Origin of the sequence: Halomonas sp. RT37, from assembly GCF_040070525.1 — a bacterium.
Lineage (GTDB): Bacteria > Pseudomonadota > Gammaproteobacteria > Pseudomonadales > Halomonadaceae > Halomonas > Halomonas litopenaei.
This window is the reverse complement of record NZ_CP098827.1, coordinates 1193440-1205164: the sequence shown is the minus strand read 5'-3', so window position 1 is coordinate 1205164 and position 11725 is coordinate 1193440. Positions and strand designations below refer to the sequence as shown.

The 11725-nt window shown below is 63.4% G+C and carries 8 protein-coding genes; 4 read left to right on the top strand and 4 right to left on the bottom strand.

The genetic code is table 11. The features are described from left to right. Positions 1-265 precede the first annotated feature (265 nt). From NFG58_RS05420 to NFG58_RS05405, 4 genes are all read left to right on the top strand, one after another. Positions 266-1579: an FAD-dependent oxidoreductase gene (locus NFG58_RS05420; protein ID WP_348827714.1), complete on the top strand. Its 1314-nt coding sequence runs from the start codon at positions 266-268 to the stop codon at positions 1577-1579. Next, on the top strand, positions 1579-4146 hold the full coding sequence (gene nirB, locus NFG58_RS05415; protein WP_348827713.1) for a nitrite reductase large subunit NirB: 2568 nt from the start codon (positions 1579-1581) through the stop codon (positions 4144-4146). The genes NFG58_RS05420 and nirB overlap by 1 nt, the downstream gene beginning before the upstream one ends. A gap of 77 nt (positions 4147-4223) precedes the next feature. Further along, on the top strand, positions 4224-4589 hold the full coding sequence (gene nirD, locus NFG58_RS05410) for a nitrite reductase small subunit NirD (protein WP_108450113.1): 366 nt from the start codon (positions 4224-4226) through the stop codon (positions 4587-4589). Between the two features lie 496 nt (positions 4590-5085). Next, positions 5086-6489, top strand: a complete 1404-nt coding sequence (locus NFG58_RS05405) for a PhoH family protein (RefSeq protein WP_124802560.1) — start codon at positions 5086-5088, stop codon at positions 6487-6489. A gap of 121 nt (positions 6490-6610) precedes the next feature. Here NFG58_RS05405 and NFG58_RS05400 read toward each other — a convergent pair whose 3' ends face one another. The 4 genes from NFG58_RS05400 to NFG58_RS05385 form a co-directional block, all read right to left on the bottom strand. Then, complete coding sequence (locus NFG58_RS05400; RefSeq protein ID WP_348827712.1) at positions 6611-8176, bottom strand: sensor domain-containing diguanylate cyclase; 1566 nt, start codon at positions 8174-8176, stop codon at positions 6611-6613. A 186-nt stretch (positions 8177-8362) separates the two neighbouring features. Beyond that, positions 8363-9025, bottom strand: a complete 663-nt coding sequence (locus tag NFG58_RS05395; protein WP_108131499.1) for a carboxylesterase — start codon at positions 9023-9025, stop codon at positions 8363-8365. Positions 9026-9139: 114 nt separating this feature from the next. Beyond that, complete coding sequence (locus tag NFG58_RS05390) at positions 9140-10909, bottom strand: SLC13 family permease (protein ID WP_222515463.1); 1770 nt, start codon at positions 10907-10909, stop codon at positions 9140-9142. A 282-nt stretch (positions 10910-11191) separates the two neighbouring features. Continuing rightward, positions 11192-11398 (bottom strand): cold-shock protein, encoded by a 207-nt coding sequence (locus NFG58_RS05385; RefSeq protein WP_045994373.1) that lies wholly within the window; start codon positions 11396-11398, stop codon positions 11192-11194. Positions 11399-11725 lie beyond the last annotated feature (327 nt).

The window sequence follows — 11725 nt, the reverse complement described above, 5'->3', positions numbered from 1 at the left end:
GCCTACACCAACAGGCTGTTTTACCTGCACAAAACGTAAAACAGGCATGAAACTTGGATAGCCTGTAGCAAGTGCCGGCGAATGCCGGCGGCGGTCAACGGCGATCGCACCGACACTAGACAAAGACGTCTCTTCACCCTCCGACGCCGGAGGTGTGAGAGACGTCTTTGGCGTTTTTGGAGCCCATGCGATGCCTTATTCCACTGGTCCTTCTGACTCCAGGCCCCGTTCCTCTGGCCTGCCTGACTCAAGGTCCCGTTCCGAAATGACCCAGGCCGGCTCGTCTTCCCCGACGAGGTCTGATGACGCACGTCTTCCCCACCTGGCAATCGTCGGCAACGGCATGGCCGCGCATCGATTGATCGAGACCCTGGCGGCCAAGAGTAATGCCCCACGACACATCACCGTGATCGGCGCCGAACCGCACGCGGCCTACAACCGCATTCTGCTGTCGAGCTGGCTGGCCGGCGATGTCGAGCAGGATGGATTGACGCTGACACCGCCGCATGACTCCGCCGTCACGGTCGATCAGCGCCTGGGCGCGCGAGTGGAGCGGATCGATCGTGCCCGGCGCCTGGTCGAGTGCGACGACGGCGAGGTGATCCCCTACGACCATCTGGTGCTGGCGCTGGGTTCGCGCAGCGCCATGCCACAGATCCCCGGCATCACGCTGACGGGCGTGTCGGGCTTTCGCGATCTGGACGATGCGGCGCGCCTGGCCGACGCAGCAAAGGCTGGCGGCGCGGCGGTGGTGGTCGGTGGTGGTCTGCTGGGCCTGGAGGCCGCCGCCGGCCTCGCCGCCCGAGGCATGCAGGTGTGCGTGCTGCAACGCTCAACGCGCCTGATGAACCGGCAGCTGGACGCCACCGCCAGCACCATGCTGGCAAGCGAAATCGAAGGCCGCGGCATCCATCTTGAGACCGGGGCGCGGCTGGCCGAGATCGTCGGCGATGAGCACGGCAAGGTGATCGGCGTACGCCTGGAAGACGACGAGCGCCTGCTGCCGGCGAACTGCGTGGTGATCGCCGCCGGCATCACCCCCAACGCCGAGCTGGGCAGGGATGCGGGGCTCGATTGCGATCGCGCCATCGTCGTCGACGACACCCTGGCCACCTCGGACCCCGACATTTCTGCCCTCGGCGAATGCTGCCAGTTCGAGGACACCACCTACGGCCTGGTGGAGCCGATCTGGCATCAGGTCGAGGTACTGGCCAGTCGCCTGTGCGGCGAGCCGTCGGCGCCATACCACGAACGCGCCTGCGCCACCAAGCTCAAGGTTTCCGGCGTCTCGCTGTACGCCTTCGGCCCCACCGAGGCCGAGGACGGACATGAGGTCCTCAGCTACCGCGACCAGGGGGAATACCGCCGACTGCTGCTGCGCGACGGCCGACTCGAGGGCGCCGTGCTCTACGGCGATACCCGCATGGGCCCCTGGTTATTCCGGCTCGCCGAGCAAGGCCTGCGACTGGACCGAGTGCGCCACTCGCTGCTGCTGGGCCAGGCCGATACCGAGGCCCTGCTGGCGGACGACGCCACCACCGACACCGCCCCATCGACCACCGAACAGGATGCCGCCTGATGTCCAGCACAAAGCACAATTTCGCCGCACACAATGCTCCCGACAGCAACGCCGCGGATACCCGCCCCACCCTGGTCGTGGTAGGCAACGGCATGGTCGGTCACCACCTGGTCGAGCAGCTGGTCGAACGTGATCAGCACCGCCGCTACCGCATCGTGGTGTTCGGCGAGGAACGTCATCTGGCCTACGACCGAGTGCACCTGTCAGAGTACTTCAGCGGCCGCGACGCCCAGTCCCTGGCGCTCTCCACCGCCGACTACTACGCCGAGCACGGCATCGAGCTCAAGTTGCACCAGGCGGTCACCGCCATCGATCGCGATGCACGGCGCGTTCACACCGACGCTGGCAACCTCGACTTCGACCGTCTGGTGCTGGCCACCGGTTCCTTCCCCTTCGTCCCGCCGATTCCCGGCAATGATCGCGAGGGCTGCCTGGTCTACCGCACCCTGGACGATCTCGACGCCATTCGCGCCGCCGCCGCCACCGCCAATACCGGCGTGGTGGTGGGGGGCGGACTGCTCGGGCTGGAGGCCGCCAACGCCCTGCGCGGCCTCGACCTGGACACTGCGGTGGTCGAATTTGCCCCGCGTCTGATGCCGATGCAGGTGGACGAGCAAGGCGGTGAACTGCTCAAGGAAAAGATCGAGGGCCTGGGCGTCCAGGTGCTGACCGAAAGAGCGACCCGCGAGATCGTCCCCGGTGAAGCCAGCCGTCTGCGCATGGTATTTCAGGACGACAAGGTGCTGGAGACCGATCTGATCGTGTTCTCCGCCGGTATACGCCCCCGGGACGAGCTGGCCCGCGAGTGCGGGCTCGAGATCGGCGAACGTGGCGGCGTGGTGATCGATGACCACTGCCTGACCAGCGATCCCGCCATCCTCGCGGTGGGCGAGGTCGCGCTGTACAACAACAGCATCTTCGGCCTGGTCGCCCCCGGTTACCAGATGGCCAAGGCCGCGGCCGACACCCTGTGCGGTGGCGATTCGACCTTCACCGGGGCCGACATGAGCACCAAGCTCAAGCTGATGGGGGTCGACGTGGGGGCCATCGGCGACGCCCACGCCAACCGCCATCCCGGCGCCAAGCAGTACCGCTACTTCGACCAGATCCAGCAGGTCTATCGCAAGCTGGTGGTCTCCGGTGACGGCAAGCGCCTGCTCGGCGCCATGCTGGTGGGCGACAACTCCGCCTACGACAGCCTGATGCAGTACTACGCCAATGGCCTGGATCTGCCGGCGGACCCCGCCTCGTTGATCGTGCCCTCCAGCGAACCGGCGCCGGCGCTGGGCCCGGACGCCCTACCGGACAGTGCCACCATCTGCTCGTGCCACAACGTCACCAAGGGCGCCATCAGCGTCGCCATCGACGCCGGCTGCGAGGACCTCGGCGCGGTCAAGGGGACGACCAAGGCCAGTACCGGCTGCGGCGGCTGTGCGGCGCTGCTCAAGAACGTCTTCGACCATGAACTGGCGGCCCGCGGCATGGAGGTCGACACCTCCCTGTGCGAGCACTTCGCCCACACCCGCCAGCAGCTCTTCGATATCGTTCGGGTCGAGGGCATCAAGACCTTCAGCGAATTGATGACCCGACACGGCACCATCCTGGACGACGGGGCGCCGAGTCTCGGCTGTGACGTCTGCAAGCCGGCGGTGGCCTCGATCCTGGCCTCCTGCTTCAACGAGCCGATCACCGACGCGGCGCATATCCCGCTGCAGGACACCAATGACACCTTCATGGCCAACATGCAGAAGAACGGCACCTTTTCCGTGGTGCCACGTATCGCCGGCGGTGAGATCACCCCGGACAAGCTGATCGTGCTGGGCCAGGTGGGCAAGAAGTACGGCCTCTACACCAAGATCACCGGCGGCCAGCGCATCGACCTGTTCGGCGCGCGCCTGGAAGACCTGCCGGCCATCTGGGAGGAACTGATCGACGCTGGCTTCGAGACCGGACACGCCTACGGCAAGTCGCTGCGCACGGTGAAATCCTGCGTCGGCAGCAGCTGGTGCCGCTACGGCGTCCAGGACAGCGTCGGCATGGCGCTGCGGCTCGAGCATCGCTACAAGGGACTGCGCTCGCCGCACAAGCTCAAGTTTGCGGTGTCCGGCTGCACCCGCGAGTGCGCCGAGGCCCAGAGCAAGGATATCGGCGTCATCGCCACCGAGCATGGCTGGAACCTGTACGTCTGCGGCAACGGCGGCATGCGTCCGCGTCATGCGGAGCTGTTCGCCACCGACCTGGATGACCAGGCCCTGATCCAGGCCATCGACCGTCTGTTGATGTTCTACGTACGCACCGCCGATCGACTGCAGCGGACTTCTGTGTGGCGCGAAAACCTCGAGGGAGGCCTCGACTACCTCAAGGCGGTGGTGCTCGACGACAGTCTGGGCATCGGCGAGGAGCTCGAACGCCAGATGCAGCACGTCATCGATACCTACGAGTGCGAGTGGGCGGGCGCCCTGGCCGATCCGGACAAGCTCAAGCGCTTTCGCAGCTACGTCAACGACAGCCGCCCCGACCCGGACATCATCGTCACCGAGGAGCGCGGTCAGCTCCGCCCAGCCTGAGCCAACCACCGTTTCCGCCCTCGTGACCGACACCACGTCACGAGACGGGCTGCCAACAACGCCACAAGGAGTTTTCCATGACCGCTTCTTCCATCAGCCGTTCGCTGGATTGGATACCGCTGTGCCAGCGCAGCGACCTGGTGCCCTTCTCCGGTGTCGCCGCCTGGATCGACAGCGCCGAGGGCCCCGCCCAGGTGGCGCTGTTCTACTTGCCCGGGCATAGCCCGGAACTGTTCGCCATCGACCACCACGACCCCATCGCCAAGGCCAATGTGCTGGCCAGAGGCATCGTCGGCGACATCCAGGGAGAGCCGGTGGTGGCCTCTCCCCTGTACAAGCAGCACTTTCGCCTCAAGGACGGCAGTTGCGTGGAAGACGACAGCGTCTCGCTGCGCACCTGGGCGGTGGCCTTCGACCAGGACAGGGTAATGATCGCACCCTGAGCGCCGCAGCATTTCGGCCCGGGCCTGTGCGGCACGAAAGCTGGCGGGCTCGGTCCTGACCGTCATCTCGGGGGATAAGTCCGTCGCGGCCGAATCGCAGAGGACCGGCCTGGCGTGAGCGGGAAGGTTGACCGAAGAATTGACCTGATAGCGCAGCGTTGACACTTCGCCCTTGCAGCATTTTTGTCATCGTCCATGCTTGACTCAAGGGCACCGCTGGACCGAATCAGGGTCCAATGTAAAGAAGCGCCGTTGGCAGCACGTCTTGCGCCACAGCGGGACAAGCTGCAAGGAACGGCCAACCCGCCCAAGGGTTCGAGAATCGATTGAGAACCAGTTGAGAATCGGTTGAGAACCGTTTCATGGCCACAGGAGGAGCCTATCGTGTGCAATCCGACACCTTGGCGGCTGTCACATTCCTGACATCGCGCGCTGAGAGTGTCGACATCAAGGCGTCATGTTGACGCCCAAGGTGACAATCAGGAGAGCTGTGCCGATGGTACGCATCGACAAGAAGGCCACCCGACTGTACGTGCTGGACACCAACGTACTGATCCATGATCCCAGCGCCCTCTACCAGTTCGAAGAGCACGAAGTGGTTATCCCCATGACCGTGCTCGAGGAGCTCGACAAGCACAAGAATGGCATCCGCGAAATCGCCCGCACCGCCCGGCAAGTCAGCCGGACCCTCTCTGACCTGACCGCCAACGTCGACATCGACCAGATACGCCAAGGTATTCCCATCACCCGCGTCAGCGGACCAGATGGCCGACTGAGACTGCTCTGCTACTCCGACCTCACCCTGCCCGACAACCTGGAAGACAGCCCCGACAATCGTCTGCTCGGCGAGACCTGCCGACTGCGTCAGGAGCGCCCCGACGCCTCGGTGATCCTGGTCACCAAGGACATCAACCTGCGGGTCAAGGCCGCCGCCCTCGGCGTGCCGGTCGAGGACTACCTGACCGATCGCGCCTTCGATGACTCCGACGCCATGACCGACGGTGTCGCTGTGTATGAGGACGCCGGCCGTGGCTTGTGGGACGCCATGGCGCTGGACGTCAAGGTCGAGCGCGACCATGACCGTGTCATCTATCGCCTGAGCGGCGAGATTCCCCAGCACTGGCACCTGGGCATGCTGGTGTCCGACGCCGACAGCGAGGCCAGCTTCGAAGCCATCGTGCGCGAACTCGCCCCCCACCAGGCCACCCTGGAGCTTCTGACCAACTATCGCCACGGCGCCAGCGTCTGGGGGGTACACGCCCACGACAGCCGGCAGAACTTCACCTTGAACCTGCTGATGGACGACGCCGTGGACCTGGTCACGGTGGCCGGTAGTGCCGGTACCGGCAAGACCTTCATGACCCTGGCCGCGGCCTTCCAGCAGACCCTCGATACCAAGCGCTTCGAACGGGTGGTGTTCACCCGAGCGCCGATCTCCATGAGCGAGGACATCGGCTTTCTGCCCGGCACCGAAGAGGAAAAGATGTCGCCCTGGATGGGCGCCTTCCACGACAACATGGACAACCTGCTGCGCGACGAGCATGACGGAAGCTCGACCTGGAACCAGGACGCCACGCGCCAACTGCTGGGCTCACGCGTACAGATCCGGGCGCCGGGCTTCATGCGTGGACGCACCCTCAACGACACCTTCCTGATCATCGACGAGGCCCAGAACTTTACGCCAAAGCAGTTGAAGAGCCTGATCACCCGAGCGGGACGCAACACCAAGATCGTCTGTCTGGGCAACGTCGGCCAGATCGACACCCCTTACCTCACCGCCAATACCTGCGGCATGGCCGCAGTGGTTCAGAACTTCAAGAACTGGCCCCATGCCGGCCATGTGACCTTGAAGAGCGTCGAGCGCTCGCGCCTGGCCCTGGCCGGCGAAGAGCTGTTGTAAGCGCCCCCAGCGGAACGAAAGCGCCCCCCAACGAAACCAAAGCGCCCCCGCCCGAAAAGGGGGGGGCGCTGGCGTTCGGCCCGGAGCTGACACTTTCAGTTGCCCCGGTCACTTGTCACGGTCACTTGTCCCGGTTCATGGCCTTCTCGATCAGTTCCTCGGACTCGCTCTTGGGTGTCTTCTCGATCATCTCCTCCGCTTCGGCGTAAAGGCAGACGTAGGTCTGGCAGGAAGCGCAGTGCACCTTTTCATCGGGATTCTTGGTGCTGGGGACTCGCATGTTGTAGCTGCCGCAGTTCGGGCAGGGCTTGGGGATCCGCAGATCTTCGCTCAACGCCATCTCGATCTCCTTGTAGATGGTGGATGATGCCAGGGCCTTGCCCAACGCGAGGTTATCGCGTTCATACTCAGGAAGGAGGCCCTTCAATTGGTTGCGACCGGCACGCTTGGCATCGTAGAGCGCTCCGTCCACACGCCGCATGGCCATGTCGAGACTTTCGTCCTGCCCGACACAGATGGCTCCCATGCTCACCGTTACCTTGAGGGCACGACGGTCGACCTTCAAGGTCGATGCTTCCACGTTGCTTCGAAGACGCTCCAGTATGTCCCAGGCGTCTTCGGCATGAACGTCACCGAGCAGTACCAGAAATTCTTCGCCCCCGATACGCGCCAGCAGGTCATAGGGGCGCAGGCTTAGACGACAGGTATCGGCAAAAGCCTTCAGCACCATATCCCCGGCGGCGTGGCCGTAGGCATCGTTCAGTGACTTGAAATGGTCAAGATCCAGCATCGCCAGCACCGCTGGCTCGCCACGTCGCCGCAATCGGGCGAGTACCCGCGCTCCTGCCTCGAGGAAGGCACGGCGATTCATCACGCCGGTGAGGACATCGGTGCTGACCAGCTTGGCGACACGCGACTCCGCCTGCTTGCGCTGGGTCACATCCAGCAGCAGGCCATCCCAGACCACGGTGCCGTCATCGAATCGCTGGGGCGTGCCCCTGGCCTCGAACCAGCGCTGACCTTCCGCGACGGTCTCCTGAGCATCACCCAGGGTGATGTCCAGGTGCCAGGGTGTGAGACTGACCAGCGACTGGGCGAGCGCCAGCGTCAACTGCTCACGCGCGTCTTCGTCCAGCCTGGAAAGCACGACCTCGACGTCTTCCAGGGCACTTTGACGAGACAGCCCCGTCTGGGATTCGAAGCCAGGTCCCAGGTAGTCAAACGACAAGCCTCCCCCGGGCGACTGGCGCAGCCGGAACACCACTCCCGGGAGCCTCGCCATGCGGCTTTCAATGGTGCGGCTCAGTCGCTGAGCTGACGCCGCCTGCAGTTGCAGTCGGCTGACGTCGTGCTTCATCAGCATCCAGCGGGCAGCGCACCACGACACCGGGTGGATGCTGGTACCAAGGTGACGTAGACGACCAACCCCGTCACAGGCCACCACGCCTTCCCAGCTCCCGCCCCCCTCGCGACAACGCGCAAGGGCCAGCTCCAGTGTCTCGGCTGCCGTACTGCAATGAACATCGGTCAGGCGCAGCCCCCTGATGTCTGCCAGAGACTTGCCCAGTTCATTGCACTGACGAGCGTTCGCCCAGACGATGGTCCCTTCATGGTCCAGCAACAAGGCGGCCCCCGGCGCGGCGCCCAGCAAGGCCTCGGCCCCCGACTCCCCGTCACTGACCGTCATGGTCTGTGGGGGTGTGCCACTCTCAGCCTTTGTCTTGTCGCGACGGAAAAACCTCCATACAGACATCACCCTGCATCCCGTAAGCTTTTTCTTAATTTTTTGTACGAAAAAAGCTTAGAAGAACCAGACTTCCTTCGCAGGATGAAAAGTCTCATGTTCTCAGGCTGAGCAAAGCAGCCTCAAGACTCACTGTCCCAGCAGCTCACTCATCCACTCACCGATATCCCCGATCTGCTGCGGGCAGACCGCGTGAGCCATGGGATACTGACGATAGACGGTGTGATAGCCAAGCTCCTCCAGACGAGCGAAGGCGGCTCGGCCCAGGGATTCGGGTACCACCGGGTCCATGCTGCCGTGATGGATTTCCACCCTCAGGTCGCGATTGGCCTCGTTTAGCTCGATCGAGTTCGCGGTGGCGAAGTAGGTGGACATCGCCAGCAGACCGCCTAGCGGCTTGTCAAAGCTGAAGGCGGCCTCATAGGCAACGGCCCCACCCTGGGAAAACCCGGCGAGCAGGATACGTCGGCTGTCGATGCCGGCATCGATCTGGGACTGTATGACGCCCTTGATCCGCTCGGCCGACAGCCGCAGCTGCATCTCGTCCACCCGACGGTCCAGACTCATCTCGAGAATGTCGTACCAGGCGGGCATGACCATGCCACCATTGATGGTGACCGGCAGGCGCGGTGCATGGGGCAGGATAAATCGGATCTGAGCGTAACCGGGCCTTGGCAGCATGGGCACCACCGGCTCGAAGTCACGTCCATCCGCTCCCAGGCCGTGAAGAATGATCATGCAGGCGTCCGCTTCGCCTCGGGGCTCGATGACCAGCTGGTCGTTGTCGCTCATGGGCAGATCTCAGTCTATGTTGCAAAGCACAACCTCCTAGCCTACCGCAATGCGCCAGAGGGGACGAGCCAAACAGGTGAAGTCACCCGGCTACCGAGAAGCACACAGGGCTTTTTAGAACGGCCAGAAAAAGGGTGTCAGCGTCAGCACCACGACGGCAGTCAGTAGATTCAGGGGGCCGCCGAGCTTGAGGTAATCCTGAACCCGGTAGCCACCGGGGCCCATGACCATCAGATTGGTCTGATAACCAATCGGGGTGAGAAAACTGGCCGATGCGGCAAACATCACCACCACCACGTAGGGCAAGGGATTGACGCCGAGACTCTCGGCCCCTGCCATGGCGATGGGGAAGGTAATGACCGCTGCGGCGTTGTTGGTCACCAGCGAGGTCAGCAGCGCCACCACACAGTAGGTGCCCACCAGCAGCGCCCAGGGACTGTCGCCGACGACACTCAGCAGCCCACGGGCCACCACATCTGCTGCCCCGGACGTCTGCAGTGCGGCGCCCAGGCCAAAGGATGCGGCGATGGTCAGTAACACCTGGGTGTCCATGCCGCGACGGGCACTGCGGACGCTGACACAGCCGCTCAACAGGGCTGCCGTGGCGCCCAGCATGGCGGCGTTCATCATGCTCATCAGCCCGGTGGAGGCCAGAACCACTACCGTCGCCAGGATCGCCCAGGCGCGCAGCGCTCGGTCGAAGGCGGGCCTGGCCTGACCATTGACCTGGCTGATCAACAGGAAGTCCTGAGACTGTCGATGACGTTCGATAAAGGCCGGGCGCGCCTCGAGCAACAGCACATCGGAGGGTTGCAGACGAATCTGTCCGAGGCTACCCGCTACCCTGCGCCCGCCACGACAGACCGCCAGCACAGCGGCGCCATAGAGCGTGCGAAAATGGCCGTCGCGAATCTTCTGCCCGATGAACTGGCACTGGTCGGAGACTACCGCTTCCACCAGGCGGCGCTCGCGAAACTCCTTCTCAAGATGCGACTCCCCCAGACGGGATGGCCTCAGACCGCGCATCTGCTGCAATTCCACTGCCCCCTCAGTGGTGCCGGCAAAGACCAGGTGATCCCCGCCCTTGAGACGTTCACCCGGCCCCACCACGCTGACCACATTGCCACCGCGTTCGATTTCCACCAGGAAGAGCCCGGAAAGATGCCGCAGCCCGGCCTCTTCGACGGTGCGGTCGACCAGCGGCCCCTGCGGATCCACTTCCATTTCGATGGTGAACTCGCGCAGGTTGGCGAAGGCCTCCTCGCTGCCGGGGCGCCTGGACAGCAGACGAGGCGTTACAACCAGCAGGTAGACGACCCCAACCAGCGCCATGGGCACGCCCACCCAGGCGATTTCGAACAGCCCCAGGTGAAGGTCCGGGAAGCGCTCCTGCATCAGCGAATGCACCACCAGATTGGTACTGGTACCCATCAGGGTGACGGTGCCGCCGAGGATCGAAGCGAAGCTCAGCGGCATCAGCAACAACTGCGGGGCAATCGAGAAGCGACGCCCCCAGCTGATCACCGCAGGGATGAAGGTGGCCACCACCGGCGTGTTGTTGAGCAGCCCGCTGACGGCGGTGACTGGCCACACCAGGCGTGACAAGGCGTGACGTTCGCCAGAGGGGCGTCCCAGCACGTGGCGAATGATCAGATCGATACCACCGGTATCACGCAGGCTGGCGACCAGGATGTAGAGGAAGGCAACCGTGAACAGACCACTGTTGGAAAAACCGCCCAACGCCTGCTCGGCGTCGATGACCCCAAGGCTTAGAAGCACCACAAGAGCCCCCATCAGCACCATGTCGGGGCCGAGACGGGTCAGCGCCATCAACGGGAAGACGGCACAGGCAACGGAAAGGGCGATCCAGGCATCCAGCGACATGAGGTGGCCTTGCTGAAGAGAATCAGCCTATTGTGCCTCCCCCACCTTATTCTAAATAGTTACAATGTATTATTTTTTTATCTCTTTCAGGCATATGGACCCTTCACCCTATGCCACAGCGCCTTTGCGAGAGATTCACCTCGTTTACGGGTGTCCTTCACCGGCACCCACCCGGGGCGCAGAATGACACATCAGAAACGCAAAAAGGCCCGCCGTAGCGAGCCTTTTCCATGCATCAAGTGCGATGCATCATGCCGCCTGAGCGGCCATCAAGCGATCGACTTAGTCGATGACCTTGATGTTGGAAGCCTGGAGGCCTTTCTTACCCTGAGTCACCTCGAAGGAGACCTTCTGGCCATCCTGCAGGGACTTGAAGCCGTCGGCTTGAATCTCGGAGAAGTGAGCGAACAGGTCGTCACCGTTGTCGTCCGGAGAGATGAAGCCGTAGCCCTTAGTGTCGTTGAACCACTTGACGGTACCAGTTGCCATGATCGAATCCTCGACTAGCGTATATACATTACCGGGAGATACCCGAGTTGCAGTGGGTAAAACAAGAAACCTTCCCCCGGAACATCGTCGCCAGGATGCTTCGATGACCTCTGAGACGTTCAACTTGCTAACCAACTGCGAGCAGCATGCGCCGTCTTGGCGCTCAGGTCAAACACTATTTGCACTTGGTTACGAGACGATGACGCTTTGCAGTCACCTGCAGCAGCACCTCACGACTTGCCGGCTGCTGCCTTTAGCGCGGCCTCCCTCCCGAGCCATGTCTCCGCCTTTTGCTCCACTGTGCCTGGTCGTCACCCGGTGCCGCGT

Excerpts from the sequence above, each read along its gene's own strand:
- NFG58_RS05420 (WP_348827714.1), top strand. The coding sequence starts at position 266 with ATGACCCAGGCCGGCTCGTCTTCCCCGACGAGGTCTGATGACGCACGT.
- nirB (WP_348827713.1), top strand. The coding sequence starts at position 1,579 with ATGTCCAGCACAAAGCACAATTTCGCCGCACACAATGCTCCCGACAGC.
- nirD (WP_108450113.1), top strand. The coding sequence starts at position 4,224 with ATGACCGCTTCTTCCATCAGCCGTTCGCTGGATTGGATACCGCTGTGC.
- NFG58_RS05405 (WP_124802560.1), top strand. The coding sequence starts at position 5,086 with ATGGTACGCATCGACAAGAAGGCCACCCGACTGTACGTGCTGGACACC.
- NFG58_RS05400 (WP_348827712.1), bottom strand. The coding sequence starts at position 8,176 with ATGACGGTCAGTGACGGGGAGTCGGGGGCCGAGGCCTTGCTGGGCGCC.
- NFG58_RS05395 (WP_108131499.1), bottom strand. The coding sequence starts at position 9,025 with ATGAGCGACAACGACCAGCTGGTCATCGAGCCCCGAGGCGAAGCGGAC.
- NFG58_RS05390 (WP_222515463.1), bottom strand. The coding sequence starts at position 10,909 with ATGTCGCTGGATGCCTGGATCGCCCTTTCCGTTGCCTGTGCCGTCTTC.
- NFG58_RS05385 (WP_045994373.1), bottom strand. The coding sequence starts at position 11,398 with ATGGCAACTGGTACCGTCAAGTGGTTCAACGACACTAAGGGCTACGGC.